The 25,780-nt window shown below is 64.5% G+C and carries 21 protein-coding genes and 1 pseudogene; 10 read left to right on the top strand and 12 right to left on the bottom strand.

From position 1 onward, the window contains the following. Nucleotides 1–4: 4 nt before the first annotated feature. A complete protein-coding gene (locus tag ACRQ5Q_RS36425; RefSeq protein ID WP_439375692.1) occupies nt 5–817 on the top strand; it encodes an ABC transporter permease in 813 nt (270 codons plus the stop codon). Nucleotides 818–994: 177 nt separating this feature from the next. Here the strand turns inward: ACRQ5Q_RS36425 and ACRQ5Q_RS36420 are convergent, their stop codons facing one another. The 4 genes from ACRQ5Q_RS36420 to ACRQ5Q_RS36405 form a co-directional block, all read right to left on the bottom strand. Further along, complete coding sequence (locus ACRQ5Q_RS36420) at nt 995–1,846, bottom strand: carbohydrate ABC transporter permease (protein ID WP_439370413.1); 852 nt, start codon at nt 1,844–1,846, stop codon at nt 995–997. Continuing rightward, entirely contained in the window at nt 1,843–2,715 is an 873-nt protein-coding gene (locus ACRQ5Q_RS36415) for a carbohydrate ABC transporter permease (RefSeq protein ID WP_439370412.1), read from the bottom strand. Before ACRQ5Q_RS36415 ends, ACRQ5Q_RS36420 begins: the two co-directional genes overlap by 4 nt. Nucleotides 2,716–2,905: 190 nt before the next feature. Then, nucleotides 2,906–4,291, bottom strand: a complete 1,386-nt coding sequence (locus tag ACRQ5Q_RS36410; protein WP_439394694.1) for an ABC transporter substrate-binding protein — start codon at nt 4,289–4,291, stop codon at nt 2,906–2,908. A gap of 381 nt (nt 4,292–4,672) precedes the next feature. Then, nucleotides 4,673–5,656: a LysR substrate-binding domain-containing protein gene (locus ACRQ5Q_RS36405; RefSeq protein ID WP_439394692.1), complete on the bottom strand. Its 984-nt coding sequence runs from the start codon at nt 5,654–5,656 to the stop codon at nt 4,673–4,675. A 117-nt stretch (nt 5,657–5,773) separates the two neighbouring features. On the opposite strand from ACRQ5Q_RS36405, the gene ACRQ5Q_RS36400 reads away from it, so the two are divergent. Both ACRQ5Q_RS36400 and dctA read left to right on the top strand, forming a co-directional pair. Continuing rightward, entirely contained in the window at nt 5,774–6,847 is a 1,074-nt protein-coding gene (locus tag ACRQ5Q_RS36400; RefSeq protein ID WP_439394690.1) for a 4-oxalomesaconate tautomerase, read from the top strand. A 53-nt stretch (nt 6,848–6,900) separates the two neighbouring features. Further along, nucleotides 6,901–8,280: a C4-dicarboxylate transporter DctA gene (gene dctA / locus ACRQ5Q_RS36395; protein ID WP_439394689.1), complete on the top strand. Its 1,380-nt coding sequence runs from the start codon at nt 6,901–6,903 to the stop codon at nt 8,278–8,280. Nucleotides 8,281–8,306: 26 nt separating this feature from the next. Here the strand turns inward: dctA and ACRQ5Q_RS36390 are convergent, their stop codons facing one another. Continuing rightward, on the bottom strand, nt 8,307–10,247 hold the full coding sequence (locus ACRQ5Q_RS36390; protein ID WP_439394687.1) for an AsmA family protein: 1,941 nt from the start codon (nt 10,245–10,247) through the stop codon (nt 8,307–8,309). 335 nt (nt 10,248–10,582) lie between these two features. On the opposite strand from ACRQ5Q_RS36390, the gene ACRQ5Q_RS36385 reads away from it, so the two are divergent. From ACRQ5Q_RS36385 to ACRQ5Q_RS36375, 3 genes are all read left to right on the top strand, one after another. Then, nucleotides 10,583–11,290 carry a CoA transferase subunit A gene (locus tag ACRQ5Q_RS36385; RefSeq protein WP_439370407.1) on the top strand — a complete coding sequence of 236 codons (708 nt, stop codon included), beginning with the start codon at nt 10,583–10,585 and terminating at the stop codon, nt 11,288–11,290. Nucleotides 11,291–11,358: 68 nt separating this feature from the next. Next, nucleotides 11,359–12,009, top strand: coding sequence for a 3-oxoacid CoA-transferase subunit B (locus ACRQ5Q_RS36380; protein ID WP_212430967.1), 651 nt, complete (start codon nt 11,359–11,361; stop codon nt 12,007–12,009). A gap of 22 nt (nt 12,010–12,031) precedes the next feature. Next, nucleotides 12,032–12,295 carry a hypothetical protein gene (locus tag ACRQ5Q_RS36375; protein WP_439394685.1) on the top strand — a complete coding sequence of 88 codons (264 nt, stop codon included), beginning with the start codon at nt 12,032–12,034 and terminating at the stop codon, nt 12,293–12,295. A 155-nt stretch (nt 12,296–12,450) separates the two neighbouring features. Here the strand turns inward: ACRQ5Q_RS36375 and ACRQ5Q_RS36370 are convergent. After that, a pseudogene (locus tag ACRQ5Q_RS36370) lies at nt 12,451–12,705 on the bottom strand (formylglycine-generating enzyme family protein); the annotation flags it as partial. A gap of 135 nt (nt 12,706–12,840) precedes the next feature. Here ACRQ5Q_RS36370 and hemN point away from each other — a divergent pair. Then, a complete protein-coding gene (gene hemN, locus ACRQ5Q_RS36365; RefSeq protein ID WP_439370405.1) occupies nt 12,841–14,193 on the top strand; it encodes an oxygen-independent coproporphyrinogen III oxidase in 1,353 nt (450 codons plus the stop codon). Nucleotides 14,194–14,224: 31 nt separating this feature from the next. On the opposite strand, the gene ACRQ5Q_RS36360 is transcribed toward hemN, so the two are convergent. Further along, complete coding sequence (locus tag ACRQ5Q_RS36360) at nt 14,225–15,262, bottom strand: AraC family transcriptional regulator (protein WP_439394683.1); 1,038 nt, start codon at nt 15,260–15,262, stop codon at nt 14,225–14,227. A gap of 200 nt (nt 15,263–15,462) precedes the next feature. On the opposite strand from ACRQ5Q_RS36360, the gene ACRQ5Q_RS36355 reads away from it, so the two are divergent. Together ACRQ5Q_RS36355 and ACRQ5Q_RS36350 are read left to right on the top strand one after the other, a co-directional pair. Continuing rightward, nucleotides 15,463–16,083, top strand: coding sequence for a response regulator transcription factor (locus ACRQ5Q_RS36355; RefSeq protein WP_439370403.1), 621 nt, complete (start codon nt 15,463–15,465; stop codon nt 16,081–16,083). A 157-nt stretch (nt 16,084–16,240) separates the two neighbouring features. Next, complete coding sequence (locus tag ACRQ5Q_RS36350; protein ID WP_439394681.1) at nt 16,241–17,920, top strand: mucoidy inhibitor MuiA family protein; 1,680 nt, start codon at nt 16,241–16,243, stop codon at nt 17,918–17,920. Between the two features lie 366 nt (nt 17,921–18,286). Here ACRQ5Q_RS36350 and ACRQ5Q_RS36345 read toward each other — a convergent pair whose 3' ends face one another. The 5 genes from ACRQ5Q_RS36345 to ACRQ5Q_RS36325 all read right to left on the bottom strand — a co-directional run bounded on the left by ACRQ5Q_RS36345 (nt 18,287) and on the right by ACRQ5Q_RS36325 (nt 23,845). Continuing rightward, on the bottom strand, nt 18,287–19,255 hold the full coding sequence (locus ACRQ5Q_RS36345) for an MBL fold metallo-hydrolase (RefSeq protein ID WP_439370402.1): 969 nt from the start codon (nt 19,253–19,255) through the stop codon (nt 18,287–18,289). A gap of 133 nt (nt 19,256–19,388) precedes the next feature. Further along, complete coding sequence (locus ACRQ5Q_RS36340) at nt 19,389–20,285, bottom strand: carbohydrate ABC transporter permease (RefSeq protein WP_439394679.1); 897 nt, start codon at nt 20,283–20,285, stop codon at nt 19,389–19,391. Then, the gene (locus tag ACRQ5Q_RS36335) at nt 20,278–21,234 is read right to left on the bottom strand and encodes a carbohydrate ABC transporter permease (RefSeq protein ID WP_439370400.1); all 957 of its coding nucleotides are present in this window, start codon (nt 21,232–21,234) and stop codon (nt 20,278–20,280) included. The genes ACRQ5Q_RS36340 and ACRQ5Q_RS36335 overlap by 8 nt, the downstream gene beginning before the upstream one ends. Before the next feature lie 139 nt (nt 21,235–21,373). Beyond that, nucleotides 21,374–22,717 carry an ABC transporter substrate-binding protein gene (locus ACRQ5Q_RS36330; RefSeq protein WP_439394677.1) on the bottom strand — a complete coding sequence of 448 codons (1,344 nt, stop codon included), beginning with the start codon at nt 22,715–22,717 and terminating at the stop codon, nt 21,374–21,376. An 84-nt stretch (nt 22,718–22,801) separates the two neighbouring features. Continuing rightward, nucleotides 22,802–23,845, bottom strand: coding sequence for a C-terminal binding protein (locus ACRQ5Q_RS36325; RefSeq protein ID WP_439394675.1), 1,044 nt, complete (start codon nt 23,843–23,845; stop codon nt 22,802–22,804). A gap of 247 nt (nt 23,846–24,092) precedes the next feature. Here ACRQ5Q_RS36325 and ACRQ5Q_RS36320 point away from each other — a divergent pair, with 247 nt between their 5' ends. Next, a complete protein-coding gene (locus ACRQ5Q_RS36320) occupies nt 24,093–25,778 on the top strand; it encodes a methyl-accepting chemotaxis protein (RefSeq protein ID WP_439394673.1) in 1,686 nt (561 codons plus the stop codon). Nucleotides 25,779–25,780 lie beyond the last annotated feature (2 nt).

Here is a 25,780-nt window from a genome sequence, read left to right as displayed (position 1 = left end):
GATGATGCGCAAGGTCACCCGCCTGTCCCGCTTCAACATCGCCTCGCTGGCGCTGGGGCTGGCGTTCCTTTACCTGCCGATCCTGATCCTCGTGCTCTATTCCTTCAACGCCTCGCGCCTGGTGACGGTGTGGGGCGGCTGGTCGCTGCGCTGGTATCGCGAGTTCTTCAATGACCGCGCCATGATCGAGGCGGCCTGGATGAGCCTGCGGGTCGCGGTTGCATCCGCGACCATCGCCACGCTGCTCGGCACGCTCGCAGCCGTGGCGCTGTCGCGGGGCGAGCGGTTTCGCGGCCGCACGCTGTTCTCCGGCATGCTCTATGCGCCGCTGGTGATGCCGGAGGTGATCACCGGATTGTCGCTCCTGCTGCTGTTCGTGGCGCTGAACGCCGAGCGCGGCTTCTGGACGGTGACGATCGCCCACACCACGCTGACGATGTGCTTTGTCGCGGTCGTCGTGCAGTCCCGTCTCGGCTCGCTCGATCGTTCGCTGGAGGAGGCGGCGATGGACCTCGGCTGCGACCCCGTCCGGGCCTTTGTGGCCGTGACGCTGCCGCTGATCGCGCCCGCCATCGTTGCCGGCTGGATGCTGGCCTTTACGCTGTCGCTGGACGATCTCGTGATCGCGAGCTTCACCACCGGCCCCGGCTCGGCCACCTTGCCGATCCGGATCTATTCGGAGGTGCGACTGGGCGTGAAGCCCGAGATCAACGCGATCTGCACGCTGGTGATCGCCCTGATCGCGGTCGTCATCGTCATCGCCTCGCTGGCCTCGAAGCTGTCGAGCTCGCAGGGCGAGAGCGCCGCGCCGCTGTGAGCGGCCATCGCTCTCATGGCACCCAACACCCCTCTTGCCGCGCCCGCCCGCAAAACATAGATCCTGCCCCGCGACAGCGTCGTCTGAAAGTCGGTCGTGCCGCCGATAATGGCCTTGAAATCGCTGGCGCCAGATCGCGCTTCTGCTCTCCTGTCGCAGGAAGCGCGCCGTAGATGCCTAGGACTTCACCGCACCTGCCGTGAGCCCACCCACCATGTAGCGGCGGAAGGCGTAATAGACCGCGGCCGGCGGCAGCGCGTAGATGAAGCCGGTGGTCATGAGCAGCTCCCACGGCGAGTCGTCGGCGGCGAGGAAGTTGCCGAGCGCGACGGGGAGGGTGATCTCACGGTCGTTCGAGAGCAGCAGGAACGCGTAGAGATATTCGTTCCAGGCCAGCAGCACCGCATAGGTGCCGATCGCGACCAGCGAGGGCATCATCAGCGGCAGATAGACCAGGCGGAAGATCTGCATCGTTGTGGCGCCGTCCATGACCGCGGCTTCATCCAGCTCGACCGGCAGCTTGTCGGAGGCCTGCTTGAGCACCCAGATCGCGTAAGGCGAGGCGATCGTCACCATGGCCAGGATCAGCGACCAGTGATTGTTGAGCAGGCCGTAATTGCCCATGGTGCGATACATCGGCACCGCGAGGAACGCCGCGGGGATGAAATAGGTGAAGAGCGCGAGGTTCAGCACCATGCGCCCGCCCGGCACCCTCAGCCGCGAGATCGAGAACGCCGCGGCGGTGGCGATGAACAGCGTCAGCACGCCGACGGCGGCCGCGATCAGCGTCGAATTCCAGAACTGGACGTAGAAATCGCGCAGGAAGTAGTGCTGCTGCTTGAACACGATCTCGAAGTTGTGCAGCGTCGGATGGTCCGGCCAAAGCTTGCCCGAGAACGCGTCCTCCTTCGGCGAGATCGCGAACAGGAACATGTGGTAGATCGGGATCATCGTCCACAGGAAGACGGGAATGCCGATCAGGAGCAGCCGCGCTTCCGTCGCGACGTCACGGAGAGAGGGAAGCTTCATCGCGACAACCGTTTCATCATGAAATACACGAGCGGCAGGACGAACGGCATCGCGCAGACGATGGAGGCCATCGCGAGCGAGAGCTGGTCGAGCCGGAGATAGCGGATACCGAGCGTCGCCAGCACGTGCGTGAGGTCGGCCGGGCCACCGCCGGTGAGCAGGTAGACGCTGTTGAAATCGCCCAGCGTCCAGATCATCGAGAGCAGCGTGCAGGTCACGTAGAGCGTCTGCATCGACGGCCAGGTGATGTAGCGGAATTTCTGCCACCAACTCGCTCCGTCCACCTCGGCGGCCTCGAACAGGTCGTGCGAAATCGCAAGGCGTCCGGTGATCAGGATCAGCGTCCAGAACGGCAGCGATTTCCAGATATGCACACCGATCGCCATGGTCAGCGCCACGGTCGGGTCGTTCAGCCAGTTCGGGCCGTCATCGCCGGTGAAGGAGAAGATGAGGTGGTTGATCACGCCCCATTCGGGATTGAGCATGAAGCGCACCGACAGGATCGTCGGGATCGAGGGCACCGCCCAGGGCAGGATGAAGATCACCGATAGCCATTTGATCCAGGTGCGCTGCTGCGCGAAGAAGCCGGACAGGAACAGCGCGATCAGCATTTTGACGTTGATGCCGATGACCAGGAAGATCAGCGTGTTGATCGCGGCGCGCGCAAAGATCGGATCGTTGTACAGCGCGACATAGTTCGCAGGGTCCCGCGCCAGCCACAGCCCGTAGCAGACGGGATAGACGACGAAGGCCAGGAAAACCAGCAGATAGGGCGCGAGCAGAATGATGCCCCAGACCTGCGCCGGGGTCAGCCGCGACGACAGGGGCGGGCCGGGGAGTGCCTGATCGCCAGAGAGCGTGATCGCCATTCTTTCGGACTCTTCTCAAATCTGAAACTCTCCCCGCTTGCGGGGAGAGGTCGGATTGCCACCGGCGATGCAAGCATCGTCCGACGCAATCCGGGTGAGGGGGTACAGGACTCACCGCGCGCACAACTCGCGGATAGAGCCCCTTGCCCCGACCCTCTCCCCGTAAGAACGGGAAGAGGGAGGGTAGATATTAACCCGCGACCTGCTTGATGCGTGCGATCAGTTCGTCGACGGCCTTGTCGACGGGGACCTTCTCGCTGACGACGCGGTTCATCGCCTTGGCCCAGACGTTCTCGTTGTTCAGAATCGTGAACTTCCAGTTCTTGGTGAAGTCGAACGCTGCGGTGCCGCCCTTGAACTGCGTGTAGACGGCCTTGCGGTGCTTGTCAGCCTGCCAGAACGGGCTTTCCTGGCTTTCCTTCGTCACCGGGAACCAGCGGCCGAGTGCGCCCTCGATATAGGGACGGACGTTCTCTTCCTGGAGCAGGAAGCTGATGAACTGCTTGGCCTCCGCCTTGTTCTTGGCCGCGGTGAAGATCAGCCCGGTCTTGACGTCGGAGCGGTAGCGGATGGTCGAGCCGTCCGGAGCCTTCGGGAAGGACGCCGTGATGATGTCCTGCTCATAGGCCTTCTTGCCGGCGTCGCGCTGCTCCTGGGTCAGGGCCTGGTTCTGCGAGTCCTCGAACCACTTCGCCGCGATCGAGATCGTGAAGTTGTGGGTCATGACGATGGTCTTGTTGTGGAAGGCGACGTTGTTGTCCGGATCCTTCCAGGTCGTCGAGGAGGGCGGCGTGCAGCCCTTGATATAGGTGTCGGTGTAGTCCTTCATCGCCTTGATCAGGTTCTCGCGAACCGTGGGATCGTCGACCAGGAGCTTGCCGTCGTCGTCGACCAGCTTGACGTGGTACGCGTCCATGAAGGTGTAGAACGACTGGAAGGCGTCGGTGGATTCAACGCCCATCGGCTGGCCGACGGCGTAGATGCGCTGGCCGGTGGCCTTGCGGATCCCCGGCTGCACCTTGTCGCACCAGAACGTCCAGTAGCCCGTCCAGTCGTTCGGGATGTCGCTCTGCTTGAAGCCGGCCTTCTCCAGCAGGTCGTTCCAGATCTGGACGTGCATGCTCTGCTGCTTCAGCGGGAAGCCGTAAAAGGCCTTCTTCTTGAGGACGTCGTTATAGAGGATCGAGGCGTCCAGCGTGTTCTGCACGAACCGGTCCTTGATCGGCTCCATGACGTCCGAGAGATCCTCGAGCTTGCCCTCGTAGGCCCACTTGCCCTGCGCCTGCACGTCATACGAATCGGAATAGGCCACGTCGGGCACGGTGCCGGCGTCGAGCGCGGCAACCGTCTTCGGAATCATGTCCTGGATCGCGTATTGCGACAATTCGACCTTGATGCCGGTCTTGGCTTCGAATTTCTTGATCGTATCGATCAGCGCGTCGTCTTCGGAGCGATAGAAGCCCTTGCCCCACCAGACCGTAATCGTCTTCTGCTGCGCAAAGGCGGGTGCAGCGACCGCGAACAGCCCAACCGCAGCGACCGCCAGTGACACTGCGCCAATAACCTTGGATCTCACGTTTTTCTCCCTCAAACGGCCGGTGTTTTTAACCGGTCGTATAAAACACTAGCGCATGGCGGTGAGCCGATCTAGCGGCATCTTGTCAGACCTAGGTCGTGGGCCTTGCGCGGGAGGAGATGCTTAACCTGCGCATCGATCCAATCGCCGCATCAATTCGCGGCAATCAATCCGGCTTCCCGGTCGCCCGACCATACGCAATTCCTCACCCGCTCGCGACTGGCGAAGATCGGCTTTTGTAGGGGGTATGCAGACCGAACGCAACGCAGCCGGCTGACGACGACGCCGCTGCGGCCGGAGGAGCCGAAATGCCTGCGAAAAAGGGCGTGGCCGGTCCGAGGAACTTCCGACGCGAGATGGAAACGGTGCTGCGCCGCTGAGCTATCGGCGTTTCCCCTTCCGGCCCGCCGAAACGCGATTCAAGTTTGCCTGAGCCGATCGGGTCCGCGGCTTGTCTTGCCCACTTGTCCCGGAAGGTTCGTGCCACGCCTCGAGGAGCATCTTGAGAAACTGGCTCGCATGAGGGGATAGTGTAGCCCCGCGCCTGCGCACGATGCCGATCGTCCGCGACACTTCCGGCTCGTTCAACCGAATGGTGTGGATGATGGGATGACCGGCCGCTGGGGTCGCAAGCCTCGGCAGCACGGCGATGCCCAGTCCCGCTTCGACGAGGCCGAGCGAGCCGGAGAGGTGAGCGACTTCATAGGACCAGTTCAGCTGCAGGCCGTGCCGCGCCAGCGCATTGTCGATCAGCGCGCGATTGCCGCTGTTGCGACCGACGGTGATGACCCGGTGCGGCACGATCTCGGACCAGGTGACCTGTTTGCGCGATGCCAGCGGATGGTCATGACGGCAGGCCAGAACGAAGTGATCCTCGACCAATTTCTCGAACTCGATTTCGGCATGTGACGCACCGATGAAATTGATGCCGAAGTCGGCTTCTCCGCGCGCGACCGCTTCCAATCCCTCATTGGCGCCGATGTCGAGAATCCGGATGCGAATGCGTGGATAGGCTTCGGCAAACCGGCCGATCGCCCGCGGCAGGAAATAGAACACCGCGGTCGGCACTGCAGCCACCGAGACGAGGCCCGAACTTCGCGCGCCGATGTCGTGGATGGCGAGCACCGAGGTCTCGAACTCGTCGATCAGGCGGCGCACCTTCGGCAGGAAATCACGGCCGGTCATGGTGAGATTGACGTGGCGCGTCGAGCGTTCGAGCAGCGGCGCGCCGAGACCTTCTTCCAGCTTCTGGATGCGTCGGCTCAGCGCCGGCTGCGACAGATTCAGCACCCTGGCGGTGCGCACGAAGCTTCCCGTCTCCGCCACTGTGATGAACGCCTTGAGGTCGAGAAGTTCTGCGTTCATTGGCCGGTCTCCATTATTCCGATAACCGGAATAATACCTCAGATATTTGCATTTTACAAAAGAGTTCTGGCGGAGGATGTTCTGGTTCGGGCGAATTGACCCCGACGGAAGAGCTCCATGAACGAACAGATTGCCATTCCCTGTGTGGTCATGCGCGGAGGCACCTCGCGCGGGCCATTTTTCCTGGCCCGCGATCTTCCCGTCGCCCCCAAACTGCGCGACGCGATCCTGCTGTCTGTGATGGGAGGGGGACACGATCTTGGAATCGATGGAATCGGCGGCGGCAATGCCGTCATCAACAAGGTCGCGATCGTTGGACCCGCATCGGTGCCGGGCGCCGATGTCGACTACCTGTTTGCCCAGGTGCGCGTTCGCGAAGGCGTCGTCGACACCTCCCCGAACTGCGGAAATATGCTGGCGGGAGTAGGGCCATTCGCAATTGAAGCCGGGCTGGTCGCCGCCGCTGCAGATCGCACCCATGTGCGCATCCACAACGTCAACACGGGCAAGCTGATTGATGCGACCGTTCCGACCCCGGGGGGGCGCGTGACCTACGACGGCGAGGCGCGGATCGACGGCGTCCCGGGAACGGCTGCGCCGATCGAATTGTCGTTCCCCAACGCGGCCGGCGCACGCACCGGCCGCCTCCTGCCCACCGGACGACCGGTCGATCGCATCGACGGAATCGATGTGACCTGCATCGACGCGGCGATGCCGGTCATGCTGGTCCGCGCGGCGGATCTGGGATGGACCGGCCGCGAGGCTCCCTCGGACTTCGCAGACGACGGCTTTCGCGCGCGACTCGAAGCCCTGCGGATCCAGGCTGGACGGCGAATGGGCTTTCCGGACTCCGCGAACATGGTGATCCCGAAGCCGGTCCTGATCGCGCGCGGGGGCGAGGCGACGTTGAACGCCAGGTACTTCATGCCGCATGACTGCCATAGCGCGCTGGCGGTGACCGGCGCCGTCGCGATCGCGACGGCGTGCGTCACGCCAGGGACGATCGCGGCAGAGATGGTCGGACCACTGGCGCCCCCGCTGCCGATCACGCTTGCCCATCCCTCCGGCCAGCTCGTGGTTCGGCTGGAGCCCGGCCCGGTTGCGAGGGTGCTGCGGACCGCCCGGCGGATCTTCGAGGGCCACGTCTTCGCCCGTCGATCGCACGTGCCTCATTCGGTGCTGGCGGCCTGAAGCCCGCCGCTTCCGAAACCATCACAAAAATCTAAGCCATGGGAGAGACGAGAATGCACAAGGAAGCGCTGGTCGGCCACGCGAGCACCGAGGCTGGGAAACCCTTCTACCGGATTCTCTATGTTCAGGTGCTGATCGGCCTCGCGCTGGGTGTCCTCACCGGCCATTTCTGGCCCGAATTCGGCGCCGCGCTGAAGCCCTTTGGCGACGGCTTCGTCAAGCTGGTCAAGATGATGATCGCGCCGATCGTGTTCTGCACCATCGTGAGCGGCATCAACAGCATCAGCGATTCCCGCGAGGTCGGCCGCACGCTGGTGAAGTCCATGGCGCTGTTCTACCTCTTGACGGTGCTCGCACTGCTGGCCGGGCTCATCGCCGTGTCACTGATCCAGCCGGGGGCGGGCATGCATGTTGCGGTCAGTACGCTGGATCCGTCGGTGGCCGCGAAATTCAGCAAGCAGGCAGGGGCGACCGGATTTACGGACTTCATGCTGCACATCATCCCGCATTCATTCTTCGGGGCGTTCGCCGACGGTGAAGTGCTGCCGGTGTTGCTGGTCTCGATCCTGATCGCCTTCGGCCTGAGCCGAGCCGGCGATAGTGGTGTCGCGGTGACAAACGCAGTCGCCTCATTCTCTCATGTACTGTTCGTATCCTTCGGCTTCATCATGAAGCTCGCGCCGCTCGGCGCCTTCGGGGCCATGGCCTTCACGGTGGGCCGCTACGGCATCCGTTCGATCGGCTCGCTCGGACTGCTGATCCTGACCTTCTATATCGCCTGCTCTTTCTTCGTGGTCGTCGTGCTTGGTACGCTGGCACGGCTGAACGGCTTCAGCCTGTGGAAGACGATCCGCTACTTCAAGGAAGAGCTGCTGATCGTGCTCGGCACGTCCTCGTCCGAGCCGGCGCTGCCTTCCGCTCTGCGCAAGCTGGAGCAGCTCGGATGCCGCAAAGGCGTGTCAGGGCTCGTGTTGCCGATGGGCTACTCCTTCAACCTCGACGGCAGCGCCATCTATCTCACCCTGGCCTCCATCTTCATCGCGCAGGCCTGCGACATTCACCTGTCCTGGGGGCAGATCGCGGCGATGCTCGGACTGATGCTGCTGACGTCAAAAGGGGCGGCAGGTGTCACCGGCAGCGGTTTCGTCGCGCTCGTCGCGACCCTCTCCGTCATGCCGGATCTGCCCGTGACCGCCGTGGCGCTGCTCGTCGGCATCGACCGCTTCATGTCGGAGGCGCGGGCGCTGACCAGCATGATCAGCAACTGCGTCGCGGCCATCACCATCTCGCTGTGGGAGGATGCCTGTGACCGCGAAGTATTGGCCCGTGAACTGGGGCAGCGCGTCACGCGCGAGGCCACGGGCAGGACGATGACAGCGCCAGTGGTGCAGGAGAACGCGAGCTGGGTCTCGAGGACGCAAACGGCCGCTTGAACCCGAAGGGAGCGGTGCCGACCCTTCTAGTTGGACTTGGCGTTTTCCTTGGCGTTTTCTTTGGCGTTCTCCGCCGTCGGGGATTCCGCCGGTGCGGAACGCTTGCCGGCGCCTGTGATGCGCTCGATGGCGGAGCGCACGGCATCGCTCCCCTTGCGGTCCTTCAGCATGTCGAGCAGGGGCGCGGAAGCCGGCGAGCGGCGGATCAGGCTTTCCGGATCGGGGAAGATCAGCGGATCATCCCAGGGCCCCTGCACCACGAACGGCAATTCGAAGCCCGACGCACTGTTGAGGCTCGCCACGCCCTTCATGTCGTATTCGCGCGTCGGCACCGATGCGGTGCCGGTGAGCGTGATCTTCGCTGCCGGCCCCTCGACGCGGATGTCTTCGGCGGTGGCGATGCCGTCGGAGAATTTCACCGCGATGGTGAGGTTGTCGTAAGGGGTCGAGCCGCTGCGGAAATTGCCGCCGCCGGACAGCGGCCGCCGCTCCAGCCGCTTCAGGAGCTGCTCGGCATTGAAGCCCGAGATCGCGCCGTCATGGCCGGTGACCGTGGCGGAGCCGTCGAGCGACTGCACGAGGCCGAACGGGCTCGAGCCGGAGGCAAGGAGGGAGACGTTGATGTTGCCGCGGCCGGACAGCTTGTTGAGGCCGAATAGCTCGGTGGCGCAGGCCTGCAGGTCGACGTCGGTGAACTGGAATTGCGCCTTGATGTCCGCGACGCTGTCGGCGCGCGCGATGCCGAACGAGCCCTTGGCGATGCCGCCATAGACCTGGGCCTCGCCCACAGAGAGCGCCAACGTGCCGTTGCGCAGATTGGCGCCGATCGCGGTGCGGCCGAGCTTCGTCGGTCCGACGGTCAGTCGCGCCGCCGACAGGCGCATGTCGAGGTCGGCGGTCGACAGGCCGTTGAGATCGAACAGCTGCCTGTTCCAGTCGCGGGCGCCGCTCGCGAGCAGGCGGAAGGTGGAGATATAAGGTGTGAAGTCGAGCGCGTCGGCGGCGAGCGTCGCCTGCAGCGTCTGCCTTCCGTTATTGGCGTAGGTCATGACGCCCTCGGCGGCGTTGCCGTCGAGCTCGACGTTGACATTGGTGAGCGCGATCGAGGCGCCCACCACATTGGCGCGCGCTTTCAGCGCGAAGCGGCCGAAGCCGCCGCTGGCCGGCTGCGGCTGTCCGGTCCAGCGCAGCGCGCTGCGCAGGGACGGGCTGTCGATGGTGAGCGTGCCCTCCATCATCGGGCTGGTGCGGTTGGCGACGCTGCCGTCGAAGGCGAGCTTGAGCGGCGCGCTGGCGATCCGCGCCTTCAGGCCGGACCGGTCGCCGGAGAGGGCGGCGACGAAATCGGAAAAGCTGATCGAGCCGTCGACGCGCTCGCCGCGCCAGTCGAACTGCCCGGTCGCGGCAAAGGAGCGCGAGATCGACGGCCAGGCCAGCGACAGGTCGATGTCCTCGAACTTCTCGGTGGCGCGGGTGGCTGCATCCTCGTAGTTGAGCACGCCGTCCTGGATCCTGATCTCGGAGAACGACACCTGGTTGTCGGCCCCGGGCTTCATGGTGCGCGCAATGGTCTGGATGAACGGCGTCCAGTTGCTCTCGCCGTCCGGCTTGAGGCTGACATGGATGCGCGGCCTGAGCAGCGTCAGGTCGGCGATCTCGAAGCGCTGCAGCAGCAGTGGCAGCAGCCGCAGATTGGCGGTGAGCACGTCGACATGGAGCGCGGGATGGCTGGTGCCGCCGCCCTTCAGGCCGACGTCATGAAAGGAGATGTAGCTCGCTGGCAGCACCGAAATGTCGATGCTGCCTGCAACGTTGAGCTCGAGGCCGGTGACGTCGCGGATCTGCGCCTCCACCGCCTTGCGCAGCGCCTCGCGGTTAATGAGCCATGAGGTCGCGACCACGGCGATCAGCGCGACGCCGAGCAGCGCCGCGATCGGCGTCCCGAGGCGCTTCATTCCTTGGGCCATGGTCAATGGCATGTCCTGATCGGGTTGGTTGTTGGTCCAGAAGGCGGGCCGGGAAACCTGCGCGCCCCGCGGCCAAGGTTTGTTAGGCTACAAGTTTGTCAGGTTACAAGTCTTGTTAGTCACAAGTCGTGTTAGTTAAGTGCCGCAACTTGATGGGTTTTCTTGTCGCTTTCAAGGCCGCGGGGGCGGTTCTGCCCACGCCATGGGCAGCTTCTACCATCGCCCCGTGGAGCGGAGAACCCCGTATCATTGACGGCTTTGGAGGATTTCGCCTAATAATCGCCACCAATGAGGCGCGGCGACTTCAAGCCGAAGGTTCAGTCGAGGTTTTTTGCATGAACAAGGTCTATCCCGACGCCAGGTCGGCGCTCGACGGTATTCTGAAAGACAACATGATGATCATGTCGGGGGGCTTCGGCCTCTGCGGCATTGCCGAGGAGCTGTCGGACGCGATCCGCGAATCGGGCGTCAAGGGGCTGACGGTCGTCTCCAACAATGCCGGCGTCGACGGCATCGGGCTCAGCCGCCTGCTGGAAACCCGGCAGATCAAGAAGATGATCTCGTCCTATGTGGGCGAGAACAAGCTGTTCGCCCAGCAATTCCTCGCCGGCGAGCTGGAACTCGAATTCAACCCGCAGGGCACGCTGGCCGAGCGCATCCGCGCCGGCGGCGCCGGAATCCCGGCCTTCTACACCAAGACCGGCGTCGGCACGCTGATCGCCGAAGGCAAGGAAGTGAAGGAGTTCGACGGCGAGAAGTACCTGATGGAGCGCGGCCTGTTCGCCGACCTCGCCATCGTGCACGCCTGGAAGGGCGACACCGCCGGCAACCTGATCTACCGCAAGACCGCGCGCAACTTTAACCCGATGATGGCGACCGCCGCCAAGATCACGGTGGCCGAGGTCGAGCACCTGGTTCCGGCCGGCGAACTCAACCCCGACCACATCCATACGCCCGGCATCTTCGTGAAGCGCATCGTCGAGGTCGGCACGGCCAAGAAGCGCATCGAATTCCGCAACACCCGCCCGCGCCCGAGTGCATGATGCGGAAAAGTGGACACCGGTTTTCCTATCAGATCATGCGCCGCTAAAGAATCGACTGGAGCTCAACAATGGCCTGGACCCGTGAACAGATGGCTGCGCGCGCCGCAAAGGAATTGCGTGACGGCTACTACGTCAATCTCGGCATCGGCATCCCGACGCTGGTCTCGAACTACATCCCCGACGGCATGGACGTCTCCTTGCAGAGCGAGAACGGCATGCTCGGCATGGGCCCGTTCCCCTATGAAGACGAGGTGGACGCGGATCTGATCAACGCCGGCAAGCAGACCGTGAGCGAGCTGCCCTCGACCTCGTATTTCTCGAGCGCGGATTCCTTCGGCATGATCCGCGGCGGCCACATGGATCTCTCGATTCTCGGCGCCATGCAGGTGGCCCAGAACGGCGACCTCGCCAACTGGATGATCCCGGGCAAGATGGTCAAGGGCATGGGCGGCGCGATGGACCTCGTCGCGGGCGTCAAGCGCGTCGTCGTGGTGATGGAGCATTCGGCCAAGGACGGCCCGAAGCTGCTGAAGCAGTGCAACCTGCCGCTGACCGGCGAGCGTGTGGTCGACATGGTCGTCACTGATCTTGCCGTATTCACCATCGACAAGCACGGCGACGGCGGCATGGCCCTGATCGAGCTCGCCGACGGCGTCTCGCTCGACGAGGTCAAGGCCAAGACCGAAGCCGAGTTCCGCGTCGCGCTGAAGAACGCCTGAAGTCTTCGAGAATGGGGCGCGCATGACGACACGGTCTGCGCGTCCCGACGACGCCGGTTTCATCGTTCAAACTATCCTTTCGGCCCAGCGCGGCTATCGCTCGCGCGGCTGGTTCGACGTCGCGCTTGGCTGGCCTGAGGCGCAGTGCCGCGATTTCATCGCGCGCATCGCGGTCGCCCGCGCCTATGCCGGGGCCGGATTCGTCTTCGCGGATGAGAAGCGCGATCCCGCCTTCGAGGCAATCATCGGCGCGCCCGGCTTTCGCATGTTCGCGCGGGAGATTTGAGGGGGCTACGCGGCTGTTTCCACACCGTCATTGCGAGGAGCCCTTGCGACGAAGCAATCCAGGCTTTCTCAAAGGAGAGCTTCTGGATTGCTTCGCTTCGCTCGCAATGACGCAGTGCGCGGCGCTGCCGGTGTTCATTTCACGCTGTGGTGACGCTACGACCTCGCCCACACCTTGCCCCATCTTGCCGACACGGTCGCGACCCGTGACGGCTCCTCCCGTACCAGACGGAAGCCGGGATTGGCGGGCGGCACGCCTTGGGCAGCCGCCGGCGAGCGCGTCGCGGATGAAGTCGGTGACGTAGGCGCGGTGCGCCCCTTCGGCGATGCGCACGCCGCAATTCACGGTCGGTCGGCATTGCCCGCCTCGTCGACACGCGAGCGCACGAAACCGGTCGAGGTCCACTCCCGTTTAAACGCCATCATCGGCCGAATTCCGGCGCCCCAACTTTGAGCGAGCGCAAGGTCGCTTGTCCGGAAACGGATCTAATGCATCCAGGATTTGCCCCCGCCACCCCGCGGCGTTGGTTTACGAATGGGTAAGACATGAGGACTGATCTCGCAGCGAGCTACGGCGAAGAGAGATTGCCGCGCTATACGAGCTATCCGACCGCGCCGCACTTCTCGCCGGCGATCGGCGCCGATAGCTACGCCCGGTGGCTGTCCGAGCTCCCTGCCGGTGCCAGCGCCTCGCTCTACCTGCACGTGCCGTTCTGCCGCGAGATGTGCTGGTATTGCGGCTGCCATACCCAGATCGTGCGACGCGACGAGCTGATCGCGGCCTACCAGCGGACGCTGCGCAGCGAGATCGCGCAAGTGGCCGAAACCATCGGCCGCCGCATCAAGGTCGAGCATATCCATTTCGGCGGCGGCACGCCGACGATCATGGCACCGGAAGCCTTTGTCGAGTTGATGGCGGCCATGCGCCAGTCGTTCTTCGTGCTGCCGTCGGCGGAGATCGCGGTCGAAATCGACCCGCGCACGCTGACCGCCGACATGGTCGAGGCCATGCGGCTGTCCGGCGTCAATCGCGCCAGCCTGGGGGTGCAGAGCTTCGACCCCGTCGTGCAGCGCGCCATCAACCGCGTGCAGAGCTTCGAGCAGACGGCTGATGTGGTCGACATGCTCCGGGGCGCCGGCATCGCAGGCGTCAATTTCGATCTGATCTACGGGCTGCCGCATCAGACCGTCGCCTCGTGCCTCGATACCGTGCGGCGCGCGCTCGAGCTCGCACCCGACCGCTTCTCGGTGTTCGGCTATGCGCACGTGCCTGCCTTCAAGAAGCACCAGCGCATGGTCAACGAGGCGGTGCTGCCTGACGGTCTTGCGCGTCACGACCAGGCCTGCGCCATCGCCGATGCGCTGAAGGAGGCCGGCTACGTGCAGATCGGGCTCGATCATTTCGCCCGGCCCGGCGATGCCATGGCCGTGGCCTTCAGGGAGCGCACGCTGCGGCGCAATTTCCAGGGCTATACCACCGACAGGGGTGAAGTCCTGCTCGGTTTCGGTGCGAGTGCGATCGGGCATCTTTCGCAGGGATACGTGCAGAACGAGGTGCAGATCGGCGCCTATGCGCAAGGCATCGCCGCCGGCCGCCTCGCCACCGCCAAGGGTTACGGGCTCACCGACGACGACCGCCTGCGTGCCGACATCATCGAGCGGATCATGTGCGAGTTCAGCGCCGATCTCGGCGACATCTGCGCGCGCCATGGTGTCGAGGCCGGCGCGATGCTCAAATCGGCCTCGCGTCTGAAGCCGCTGATCTCGGACGGCGTCGTGAGGCTGGACGGCGACCGGCTCGCTGTCGCAAACGACTCGCGCTTCCTGGTCCGCAGCGTCGCCGCCGCGTTCGACGCGCATCTGGATCCGGGAAAGCAGCTGCACAGCAGGGCGGTGTAGCTTTCACCTCTCCGCTGCGGGGAGAGGTGGATCAAGCTGCGCTCGCCGAGGGGATATCGGTCGCTTTTTCCAGTGGCCGCACGCCCTTGCGCCACGCGGTGATGGTGCAGCCGAAGCGGCCGCGGAACCAGCGGGCCATCGCGCTTTGTGCGGAGAAGCCGAGTTGCGCGGCGATATCGGCCAGCGGCCGATCGGGATCGTCGATCAGCTGGATCACGAGATCGGCGCGCTGCGCGTCGAGGATGGCCGAGAAGCTGGTGCCTGACGCGGCGAGGCGGCGGTGGATGGTGCGGCGGGTGCAGGCGAGATGCTCGGCCACGCGCTCGACGGTGCAGTCGCCACTGGCGAGCAGGGTCCGCACCACTTCGTCGACCTTTGCCTCCCAGCTTGCCGGCCGCGTCTCGATCGCCTCGATCCGCTTGCGTAAATAGTTCGCGATCAGGGGATGCGCGCTCGGGATGCGACGCTCCATGTCGTGCGCCGCCAGCAGGATCGCATCGTCATCCGCATTGAAGGTCACCCGGCAACCATAGAAGTCGCGGTAGCGCTTGCGGTCGTGCGGCGGCGGATAATGCAGATGCACTTCCTGCGGGCGCCAATCGCTGCCGAACAGCGACTGGATGATGCGGTGGACGCTGCCAAGCGCCATGTCGATCGATTGTCGCGGCGCGGTCGGCTGCCGGCCGCGCAAATGCAGCGTGATGGTCACGGTCTGCTTGTCGCTGGTCACGACGAGCTTCATGCCGTCGTGATGGACATGGATGAAGCGCGAGAACGCCTTGATGGCGTCACCGACGGTCGCCTGTTCGCGCACGATCAGGCCGACCGCGCCGAAATTGGTGAGCCCGCCACGCTCGGCGAGGCGCAAGCCGAAATCTTCGGCACCCGAGGCCTCTGCCGACAATTCGAGCAGACGGCGCAGGCTGCTCACTGCAATCGGCGTGTCGGGCTTGTCCAGCACAGCCGGCGGCAGCCGGACCTTGCGCATCATCTGCCTGGGGTCGAGCCCGACTGACCGGGCGACCTCCGGGTAATAGCTCAAGCCTGCGCTGCGAATGAGGTCGGTCATGCGAACCGTTCCGTCAGCCGTTCCCCCGCAGATGTCCCGAAATGTAAAGTTTCTGTCCCGACCCGTCAAATCCGGGAACGGCATGGAACATACATAAGGGAAACCGAAGCACGGGCGTGAATGCCGTGCGTATGACGGCGGGCGCGACGGTGCCCCCAGCCGTCTCGGACGCTTTGACCAAGACATCGCTGGATCGGGATATGCCGGGGAACTTGCTTTCCAAGGGTGAGGTATTCGTCATCGACGCTGACGCTGCCACCCGCGAACAATTGTCCGCCGCGCTCCAACAGAGCGCCTATGACGTGATTTGCTTCGCCGACGGGGAGTCTCTGCTCTCGGAAGCCAAGGCACGGATGCCCGCCTGCGTGCTGCTGGAGATGCCGCCGGATCGCTCCGCCCTCGACGTGCTCAAGCGGTTGCGCGAGGAGAATTGCATTGCGCCGGTGCTCGTGACGTCTGCCAACGGCAGCATCGCCATGGCGGTCGACGCGATCAGGAGCGGCGCGACGGACTTCATCGAGAAGCCGTTCCGCACTCACGACATCGTTGGTCGGATCGATGCCGCCATCGACGAAGTGGCGCAGCCCGGCGCGAACCGGCAGCGCTGGCTGCCTGGCTGCGAGCCCCTGACCGGACGCGAAGGCGACGTGCTCGAGCATCTTGCCGCCGGCCTCACCAACAAGGAGATCGCCCGCCGCATGCATCTCAGCGCCCGGACGGTCGAAGGCTACCGCGCCAGCATCCTGAAGAAGGCCAGCGCCAGGAACGTGACCGATCTGCTCCGCCGCATCTTCGGTCAGGACTCGCCCACCCAGGTTTAAGGTCTCCGGCACGTTCCGCGGCCTTGGTGCCGCCGTCGCGGCGCCCCACGGAAACCTCAATCGAACCGGTTCCTTCGCTGCCGCGTCCAACCATGTTGGCGAGGCATTTTGATCGCGCGTCCGGCTGGCGGCGCGGCGATACGGCAGGAGGGACTTTATGCGCATCACCGCAAGTTGTTTGGCAACGACGAGCCTGGTTCTGGTGACCACGGCCTTCGCGTCGCCGTCATGGGCCGCCGATCTGGACGCCAATTCGGCGATCGACGCCGTCACCGTTTACCCCGATGGCGCCACTGTCACCCGCGTCATCATGGTCGATCTGCCGTCCGGTGATTCGACGCTGGTGGCCAAGGACTTTCCGCTCGGTCTCGATACGTCCTCCATCCGCGTGGAGGGTGAAGGCGGAGCAAAGCTCACCATCGGCACGATCGATGCGCGGCCGCCGCGCGTGGCGGCGGTCAGCCTGCCCGAGCTGGAAAAGCGCATCGAGGCGCTGAACGACCAGCGCGCCGACCTGCAGGGCGCAATCGACTCGGCCAACGCACGGCGCAAGTTTGCCGAGCATTTTGCGGAAGCCGCCCCCGTCGGCATCGGCGAGAAGGGCGAGGCGCGGCCGATCGCCGAATGGCGTACGGCCTTTACCGCAGTCGGCGACGAAATTGCGAGCGCCGATACCGCAATCCGTGATGCCACACGCAGGATGCGCGAGATCGACCGGCAGATCGCCGAGCTCAATGTCGAACGCAAGGCCAAGCCACCGAGCAAGCTCGAGGTCCGCATGGACGTTGCCGCCACAGCCGCGACCAGGGCGACCTTGCGGGTGACTTACAATGTGCGCAATGCGCGCTGGCTGCCGCTCTACGATGCGAGGCTCGATACCGGTACCAAGGATCGCAAGCCCCAGCTCGAGCTGGTCCGCCGCGCCGAGATCACGCAATCGACTGGCGAGGACTGGTCGAACGTGACGCTGGGCGTCTCCACCGTCCGGATCGGCCGTGGCGGCAGCGCGCCGGAGCTGGGTTCGCTGCTCGCGCAATATCCGCAGGTGCCGAAGCCGACGGCGCTCGGTACGGCGTCGGATCTGGCGCGTCCCGCCGCTCCCGCACCAATGCTGCGAAAGATGGAGGCGGCACGAAGCCGGGACGAATTTGATCTGCCGGCCCAACGTGCCGACGAACAGGAAGCCGTTGCGGAGATCGGCGACTTCCAGGCGACGTTCAAAATCCCCGGCCGCGTCAGCCTCGGCGCGGCCGAAGGCGCCAAGAGCCTGCGTATCGCTGCGATGACCGTGCCCGCCGATCTCGCCGTACGCGCCGCGCCCGTGCTGGATCCCACCGCCTTCCTCGAAGCCAGCTTCAAGCAGACCGACGACACCACCCTGCTGCCGGGCAAGGTCGCGATCCATCGCGACGGCGTCTTCGTGGGCCGCGGCAAGATTTCGGCCTCGGCCAAGGACGACATCGTGCGGCTCGGCTTCGGCGCCGACGACAAGGTCAAGATCGAGCGCGCCGTGCTCAAGCGCAACGAAGGCTCGGCCGGCCTGCTCGTCACGACGTCGAAGACCGCCGAGCGCTCGTTCAAGACCACGATCCGCAACGGCCACGATTTCCCGATCAAGGTCGCGATCGAGGACCAGCTGCCGGTCAGCGAGAACGAGGACATCGTCGTCGAGATGCTGCCCTCGACCACGGCGCCGACCGCAAGCAACATCCGCGACAAGCGCGGCGTGCTGGAATGGTCGTTCGACGCCAGGCCGGGCGAAGCCCGGGACATCAACTTCGCCTGGCGCGTCCGCTGGCCGAAGGACAAGGGCATGGTGATCGTGCCGGCGGGGTAGGGGCACTTCACCTCCCGTAGGCTTGCGGGGAGAGCTGGGCTGAAGGGCTGTCTCCACGAACTCATCGAGAGTGCGGGAATGGAGTTCTATCCTCGTCATTGCGAGCGCAGCGAAGCAATCCAGAATGTCTCCGCGGAAAGATTCTGGATTGTTTCGCTGCGCTCGCAATGACCGAGGGTGAGGCGCCGCTATCGGCTCCAACCCTCTCCCCGCAAGAACGGAGAGAGGGAGAGAGTCTTACTTCGCCTTCGGGAAGCATGGGCGTCTCCTGTCAGCGGACGCACGCCTTATGCGGATGGCGTATTGCAGGTTTGTGAAACCGGGAAGGCCGCAGGCTCGGGTTATTCCCATACCGCGCGCCGCGTCTCACGCGCTTTCGTAGACCAGCCTTGTGAAGAAGCTGGGATCGATGACGAACTGTCCCCACTTCGCGTCGAAGGAAGCCGTCGGCTTCGCGGCAACCGCCTCGTCGCGCGTTTTCCCCTGCTTCTTGAGATTACCGACATTGTCCCTGATCGCGACCAGCATGTCGCGGAATTCCTGCAGTTCGGCCTTGTTGCTGACGGGCCTGCCGTGGCCGGGGATGATGATGGTGTCAGCTTTGGCCGCGGCCAGATTTGCGTCGGACGCCGCGATCATGCCGTCGATGCTGCCGCCGGTCGAATGGTCGATGAAGGGATAGATGCCGTTCCAGTAGGTGTCGCCCGTGTGAAGGATGTTGGCTTCAGTGAACATCACCGAGATGTCGCCGTCGGTGTGGGCGGGGCCGTAATATCTCAAGGCAATCGATGCGCCGTTGAGCTTGAGATGGTGCTCCTTGGCGAAGACCTCGGTCGGAATGGCGCCCGCCGGAGAGGCCAGGAAATTGTAATCCCAGTCCTCGACCCGCTGGATGCCGGAGAGATGCTTGCGGGTGTTGTCCTGGGCGATGATTTTCGCGCCGGCCGCGTGCAGCCATTCATTGCCGTCGGTATGATCGAAGTGCCAATGCGTATTGATCAGATGCTCCACCGGCTCGCTGCCGAGCCCGGCCAGCGCCTGGCTCAGCCGGGGACGCGAGACGCCGATTCCGCCGTCGACGAGAAGCTTGCCGTCGGGCCCGGTCAGCACGGCGATGTTGCCGCCGGATCCTTCGAGGACGCTGATATTGCTGCGCAGCTTGCGGGTCGTGATCGGCGACGTGGCTGCGCTATCCTTGATCAGGCTGACGAGGCCGCGTGCCTCTGCGAAGACTTGCCTCGGGGTGAGCCATCCCGTGGTGGCCGCGAAAGCACCGCCGACGCAACACAGGCAAAATCCCCGCCGGGACAATGGAGGGAGTTTGGTCGATCCCATGCGATGCCCGCTTTCTGGGGCGAGTATCGATGGTCTGAACGGTCGCCCCGCCGTTAACACGGCAGAGTGCGCCCAGGCACGTCATCGGTCTACCAGGATTGCACGATCCGCTGCGAATGTATGCGGTGGCTCGCTACTCCTTTACCGCACCGGTCAGCGAGGACACGTAGTAGTCCACGAACAACGAGTAGAAGATCGCGACCGGCAGCGAGCCGAGCAGCGAGCCCGCCATCAGCGCGCCCCATTGGTAGACGTCGCCGGTGACGAGCTCGGTGAGGATCGCGACCGGCACGGTCTTGTTGGCGCCGCTCTGGATGAAGGCGAGCGCGTAGATGAACTCGTTCCAGGACAGTGTGAAGGAGAAGATTCCGGCCGAGATCAGGCCGGGCACCGCCAGCGGCAGCGTGATCCGGCGCAGGATCTGGAGGCGCGTCGCGCCGTCGACCAGCGCGCATTCCTCGAGCTCGTAGGGGATCGACTTGAAGTAGCCGATCAGGAGCCAGGTGCTGAACGGCACCAGGAAGGTCGGATAGACCAGGATCAGCGCCAGCGGCGAGTCGAACAGGCCGAACTGCACCACGACGGTGGCGAGCGGAATGAACAGGATCGAGGGCGGCACGAGATAGGCGAGATAGATGCCGAGGCCGACATAGGGACTGCCGCGGAAGCGCAGGCGTTCGATCGCATAGGCCGCCAGCGTGCTCGCGATCAGCGACAGCGTGGTCGAGCCGATGGCGACCAGCATCGTCGTCTTCAGCCAGTGCGGATAGGCGGTGTTGAACAGGAGGTGCTTGATGTGGGCGAGCGTCGGCGAGGAGATCCAGAACGGGTTGTTGTCCCGGTAGTTCATCAGCTCTGCGTTCGGCTTGAACGAGGTGATCGCCATCCAGTAGAACGGAAACAGCAGGATCAGCACGAAGCAGCCGAGCGGCAGATAGATCATCATCAGCCGCCGCAGCCCGGAATCCCAGGCCATGGTGTCCGGTGCGGCTTTGGCGCCGGCGGAGCCTTGCGCGACGGTGTCAGTCATTGGCCTCTCCCTGCTGCCATTTGCGGCGCGCCAGGCCGAAATAGGAGAACAGCGTCGCGAAAACCAGGAACGGGATCATCGACACCGCGATCGCGGCGCCTTCGCCGAGCTCGCCGCCGGCGATGCCGCGCTGGAACGCCAGCGTCGCCAGCAGATGGGTCGAGTTCACCGGGCCGCCGCGGGTGATGGCGTAGACGAGCTGGAAGTCGGTGAAGGTGAAGATGATCGAGAACGTCATCACGATGGCGAGGATCGGCATCATCATCGGGAAGGTGATGTAGCGGAAGCGCTGCCAGGCGCTGGCGCCGTCGAGCATAGCGGCCTCGTAGAGCGAGGGCGAGATGGTCTGCAGGCCCGCCAGCAGCGAGATCGCGACGAAGGGAATGCCGCGCCAGATGTTGGCGGCGATCAGCGAGAACCGCGCCGGCCAGGGCGAGCCGAGGAAGTCGATATTGCTCGACTTCCAGTGCAGCACGTCGACCAGCAGGTACGAGATGATCGAGAACTGCGGATCGTAGATCCACCAGAATGCCAGCGCCGAGAGCACCGTCGGCACGATCCAGGGCAACAGCACGATGGCGCGCAGCACGCTCTTGAACGGGAAATGGTTGTTCAGCAGCAGCGCGAGCCAGAAGCCGAGCGCGAACTTCCCGAAGGTCGCGATCCCCGTGTAGAACACGCTGTAGAACACCGCGTTCCACCACAAGGGGTCGGTGAGCAGGTACTGGAAGTTCTCGAGGCCGACGAAGACGCCGCGCCGTCCGATCGTGGTGTCGGTGAAGGCGAGCCAGACGCCGAGGCCGAGCGGATAGGTGAGGAAGACGGTGAGCAGCCCGAGCGCCGGCGCAAGGCACATCGCGATCAGGAACGGCTTGTAGTCGAACAGCCGCACGATCCAGTTCGGCCGCCGCTGCGCCAGCGCGGGAGAAGAGAGGGTGGTCACGGACATCAATGTGTTGTCCTGTCTTCAAACGTCACCACACCGTCATTGCGAGCGAAGCGAAGCAATCCAGTCTGCTTCCGCGGTGAAAGTCTGGATTGCTTCGTCGCAAGGGCTCCTCGCAATGACGGCCGCTTTGTCGTCGCCATTACCGGCCCTGCCGTCGGAAGTACCGCTTGCAGCGCTGCTCGGCTTCCGCGGCGGCGGCCTCCGGCGTGGCAGCGCCGGTGGCGACGGACGCGCACATCTGAATCAGCACATAATCGGCGCTGACCGCACCGGTCGCGGTCGAGATCGGGCCCTTGTAGCCGTCATAATAGGTGCTGTTCATCGTGTCCTTGAACACCCTCACCTTGGGGTCCTGCGACCACACGGCGGCCTCGGCATAGGCGGCCAGCGGCTGCGACCAGTAGCCGGAGTTGGCGTTGAGCCACGGCTCGTACTGGTCCTTTTCCATCATGTATTGCAGGAAGGCCTTTGCGGCATTGGGGTACGGGCTGTGCTTGAACACCATCGCGTTCAGCGTCAGGCCCGCCATCGGCGAGACCTTGGCGAGGCCCTTGGGCAGCAGCTGATGCTCGCTGTCCTCGGCGATCGCCTTGGTTGCGGGGTCGTTCTTGAGCGAGAAGTAAAGCGAGACGCCGTTGGCCGTCAGCGAGATCTCCTGCGATGAATAGGCGCGGTTGTTGCTGACGTCGTTCCAGGACGGCGTGCCGGCGATGAAGGTCGGGTACAGCTCCTTGACCCAGTTCAGCGCGGCGATCGTCTCCTTGCTGTTGATGGTGACGTTGCCTTCCTCGTCGAGCAGGGCGGCGTTGTGTGACCACAGTGCCCAGTTGGCGAAGCCGTTGCCGTCGCCCTTGGCGTTGCCGAGCGCGAAACCGGCCGGCTTGCCGGCCTTGTGCAGTTTGCGGCACAGGTCGACCACGCCGGCATGATCTTCCGGAACCTTGTCGAAGCCGACCGATTGCAGCACTGATTTGCGGTAGATCAGGGGACCCGCGGTGGCGCCGAACGGCAGTCCGATCCAGGTGTCGCTCTTGTTCTTCTTGCCGTAGCGTTGCGCCAGCGGCAGCCAGCCGCCATAGCGCTTGCCGAGATAGTCGGCGACGTCGGTGAGCTCGATCAGCTTGTCGATGTAGATATGAGGTGCGTCGGAGAAGCCGATGATGATGTCGGGGCCGGCGCCGGAATTCGAGGTCACCGCGGTCTGCTGGTTGATGTCTTCCCAGCCGACGAAGTCGACCTTGACCTCGACCCCGGTGTCCTTGCTGAACTTGGCCGCATTGGCGCGGAACACGTCCTCGTCGGCCTGGACGAAGCGCACCGGGCGCAGCATGCGCAAGGATGCGCCCTTCTCGATCTCGAGCTTGGGCGCCGTGACATCGGCCGCTTTGATATTGGATGTTAGCGCTGCAGCGCCGGTGGCCGCAAGCGTTGCAGCGGACAGGCCCAGCGCCAAGGCATCACGACGTGTGATGTCGCTCCTCATCAGTTACCTCCCTATGTGTTCCCTTCCCGGCGTTGATCGCCGGTGAAGGGTCGTTCCGGTCTTCGGCGCTGTCGCGCCGGCCGCCTAGCTGTTCGGCCCGCGGTCCATGCTGACGGGCTGCCAGCGGCGGAGCGCGGTGTTCTGCAGCACCGACGGATTGACGCAGCTTACCGGCCACATGCCCTGAAGCACCAGTGACAATTCGTAGCCCACGCGGCGCTTGCGCGCCTCGTCGAACCGTGCCGAGGCCGAGGCGACATGGGCGGTCAGGGTCACGTTCTCCATGCCGAGCAGCGGATTGTTGTGCGAGGGCGGTTCCTTCTCCAGCACGTCGAGGGCGGCGTGCGCGATCCATCCCTCCTGCAGCGCCTTGATCAGGCTCTCCTCGTCCACCGTGGCGCCGCGGCCGGTGTTGATGAAGATCGAGCCCTTCTTCATCTGCCGGAAGTGCTTCTCGGTCAGCATGTGGTGCACCTCGGGCCGCGCGGGTGCGTGCATCGAGACGAAGTCGGATTGCGACAGCACCTCGTTCAATGTCGCCGGGATGACGCCGTGGTCGTACATCAGCGTTTCCTGGATGAAGGGATCGTAGGCCATCATGCGCAGGCCGAAGGGCGCCGCGCGTTTCGCAACCGCACGCGCGACGCGGCCGAACGAGATAAAACCGAGCGTCTGGCCCATCAGGCGCGGGATCTTGAGCAGCGCCGGCCGGCCTTCGGCCCAGCGGCCGTCACGCACCATGCGGTCCTGCTCGACCAGGCGGCGGAAGCCGGCGAGCAGCAGCATCATGGCGTGGTCGGCGACCTCCTCGATGAAGGTATCAGGGATGTTGGTGACGGGAATGCCGCGGGCGGTGGCGGCCTTCACGTCGACGCTGTCCACGCCGACCGAGCCGAGCGTGATGACCTTGCACTTCTGCAGGCTGTCGATGATGGCCTTGGTGATCGGGATGCCCTTGGCATAGATGGCATCGGCATCCTTGGCAGTGGCGATGAACTCGGCCTCGCTCGCGGGGGCTTCGACGATCTGGGCATCGATCGGATCGAGCGCCTCGCGCTCGTAGGAATAATCGCTGCCCGCGACCGTGAAGCTCGCGCCCTTCGGCGTCACCACCCTGTATTTCGGCATTTCCTGCTCCCGATTTGGTTTCTTGTCGTGACCCGGCTTTCTCCCGGGCCTTTGCGTCTTTACGCGAAATCGCGGCGGGTGCGTACAATTGCCGGTTGTCCACACCGGTGAAAATTGCCGGTTTGGCCGGCATTGTCCGGATTTCTACGGAGGCACGTAAGTAACTTGCTAAGGGGGCTCACCCTAAAGGTTGATTCAATTTCGATCGATCCACTCGCGTGCCGTCCTTTGTTGCCGGAGCTATCCCGTGAAGTTGAGCAATCTGAAGATCGCCCCCAAGCTTGGAATCCTTGTCGGCGTCACCCTGTTCGGCCTGTGCATCTCCGGAGTTCTCGCCGGCTACCTGATGAAGCGCGAGATGGTGAATGCGCGCATCGACCAGACCAAGGCGATCGTCGAGCTGGCCCGCAATTATGCCGCGACGCTGATGAAGCGGGTCAATGCCGGCGAGATGACCAAGGACGCCGCGTTTGCGGAACTGCGCCGCTACGGCAACGCGATGACTTACGACAAGGGCTCCGGCTATCTGTTCGGCACCAGCTATGACGGCATCACGCAGCTTGCGCCCGATCCAAAGCAGATCGGCGCCAACCGCATGGACGTGGAGACGAACGGCCGCAAGCTGTCACGTGAGATCATGGACGGCGTCAAGGCCAACGGCGAAATCCTGCTCTTCTACGAATACATGAAGCCTGGCCGAGAGAAGCCGATCCGTAAGCTCGGCTACGCCGTCGCTGTCCCCGGTTTCGAGATGTATCTCGGCACCGGCGCCTATCTCGAGGACATCGACGAGAAGATGGGGCCGGTCTACTGGCTGCTGGGCCTTGCCGTGCTCGGCATCGTCATCGTCGCCGGCAGCGTTGCCTGGATGCTCGGCTGGAGCATCAGCAGTCCGCTGGCGCTGCTCGGTGCCAGCATGAAGGATCTCGCCGACGGCAAGCTCGACGGTGAGATTCCCGGCGTCGGCCGCGGCGACGAGGTCGGCGCGATGGCCGCGACCGTCCAGATCTTCAAGGACAACGCAATCCGCATCCGCGATCTCGAGAGGACCGAGGCGGACGCCAAGGAACGCGCCGCGGCGGAACGTCGCAGCGCCATGGAAGCGATCGCCAGCGACTTCGAGCGCAGCGTCAACGGCATCGTCCGCTCGGTCTCCTCGGCCGCAGCCGGCATGCAGACCACGGCGCAGTCGATGACCGCGACCGCCAGAGACGCCTCCGCGCGTGCGGCAACGGTCGGTGCGGCTTCGTCGAAGGCCTCCGGCAATGTCGGCACGGTTGCCGCGGCGGCCGAAGAGCTGTCGAGTTCGGTTGCGGAAATCTCACGCCAGGTGACGCGCTCGACCGAAGTTGCGAGCCGCGCCGTCAGCGATGCCGAGCGCACCAACGCCACGGTGCAGGAACTCTCCACCGGCGCCGAGAAGATCGGCGAGGTGGTCAAGCTCATTCACTCGATCGCGGCGCAGACCAATCTGCTCGCGCTCAACGCCACCATCGAGGCGGCCCGCGCCGGCGAGTCCGGCCGCGGCTTCGCCGTCGTCGCCTCCGAGGTCAAGGCGCTGGCCAACCAGACCGCCAAGGCGACCGAGGAAATCTCCGCCCAGGTCGCGGCGATGCAGACCTCGACCAGCGATGCGGTCGCGGCGATCGGCGGCATCACCCAGACCATCGCCGAGATGAGCGAGATCACGGCGGGCATTTCCGCCTCGATCGAGCAGCAGGGCGAGGCGACCCGCGAGATCGCCCGCAACATCCAGTCGGTTGCCGCCGGCTCGAGCGAGATCAACGCCAATATCGGCAGCGTCACCTCGGCCGCGGAGGCGACCGGCACGGCGGCAAGCGACGTGCTGACCAACGCCCGCGAGCTCGACAGCCAATCCGGCGCGCTGCGCAACGCGGTGGACGGCTTCCTCGCCACGGTGCGGGCGGCCTGATT

Source organism: Bradyrhizobium sp. PMVTL-01, from assembly GCF_051861855.1.
Classification (GTDB): Bacteria; Pseudomonadota; Alphaproteobacteria; order Rhizobiales; family Xanthobacteraceae; genus Bradyrhizobium.
This window is presented reverse-complemented; position numbering and strand designations above follow the sequence as displayed.

Bases quoted from the DNA above. Each gene is read 5' to 3' on its own strand.
- ACRQ5Q_RS36425 (WP_439375692.1), top strand. From the start codon at position 5: ATGCGCAAGGTCACCCGCCTGTCCCGCTTCAACATCGCCTCGCTGGCG.
- ACRQ5Q_RS36420 (WP_439370413.1), bottom strand. From the start codon at position 1,846: ATGAAGCTTCCCTCTCTCCGTGACGTCGCGACGGAAGCGCGGCTGCTC.
- ACRQ5Q_RS36415 (WP_439370412.1), bottom strand. From the start codon at position 2,715: ATGGCGATCACGCTCTCTGGCGATCAGGCACTCCCCGGCCCGCCCCTG.
- ACRQ5Q_RS36405 (WP_439394692.1), bottom strand. From the start codon at position 5,656: ATGAACGCAGAACTTCTCGACCTCAAGGCGTTCATCACAGTGGCGGAG.
- ACRQ5Q_RS36400 (WP_439394690.1), top strand. From the start codon at position 5,774: ATGAACGAACAGATTGCCATTCCCTGTGTGGTCATGCGCGGAGGCACC.
- dctA (WP_439394689.1), top strand. From the start codon at position 6,901: ATGCACAAGGAAGCGCTGGTCGGCCACGCGAGCACCGAGGCTGGGAAA.
- ACRQ5Q_RS36390 (WP_439394687.1), bottom strand. From the start codon at position 10,247: ATGGCCCAAGGAATGAAGCGCCTCGGGACGCCGATCGCGGCGCTGCTC.
- ACRQ5Q_RS36385 (WP_439370407.1), top strand. From the start codon at position 10,583: ATGAACAAGGTCTATCCCGACGCCAGGTCGGCGCTCGACGGTATTCTG.
- ACRQ5Q_RS36380 (WP_212430967.1), top strand. From the start codon at position 11,359: ATGGCCTGGACCCGTGAACAGATGGCTGCGCGCGCCGCAAAGGAATTG.
- ACRQ5Q_RS36375 (WP_439394685.1), top strand. From the start codon at position 12,032: ATGACGACACGGTCTGCGCGTCCCGACGACGCCGGTTTCATCGTTCAA.
- hemN (WP_439370405.1), top strand. From the start codon at position 12,841: ATGAGGACTGATCTCGCAGCGAGCTACGGCGAAGAGAGATTGCCGCGC.
- ACRQ5Q_RS36360 (WP_439394683.1), bottom strand. From the start codon at position 15,262: ATGACCGACCTCATTCGCAGCGCAGGCTTGAGCTATTACCCGGAGGTC.
- ACRQ5Q_RS36355 (WP_439370403.1), top strand. From the start codon at position 15,463: ATGCCGGGGAACTTGCTTTCCAAGGGTGAGGTATTCGTCATCGACGCT.
- ACRQ5Q_RS36350 (WP_439394681.1), top strand. From the start codon at position 16,241: ATGCGCATCACCGCAAGTTGTTTGGCAACGACGAGCCTGGTTCTGGTG.
- ACRQ5Q_RS36345 (WP_439370402.1), bottom strand. From the start codon at position 19,255: ATGGGATCGACCAAACTCCCTCCATTGTCCCGGCGGGGATTTTGCCTG.
- ACRQ5Q_RS36340 (WP_439394679.1), bottom strand. From the start codon at position 20,285: ATGACTGACACCGTCGCGCAAGGCTCCGCCGGCGCCAAAGCCGCACCG.
- ACRQ5Q_RS36335 (WP_439370400.1), bottom strand. From the start codon at position 21,234: ATGTCCGTGACCACCCTCTCTTCTCCCGCGCTGGCGCAGCGGCGGCCG.
- ACRQ5Q_RS36330 (WP_439394677.1), bottom strand. From the start codon at position 22,717: ATGAGGAGCGACATCACACGTCGTGATGCCTTGGCGCTGGGCCTGTCC.
- ACRQ5Q_RS36325 (WP_439394675.1), bottom strand. From the start codon at position 23,845: ATGCCGAAATACAGGGTGGTGACGCCGAAGGGCGCGAGCTTCACGGTC.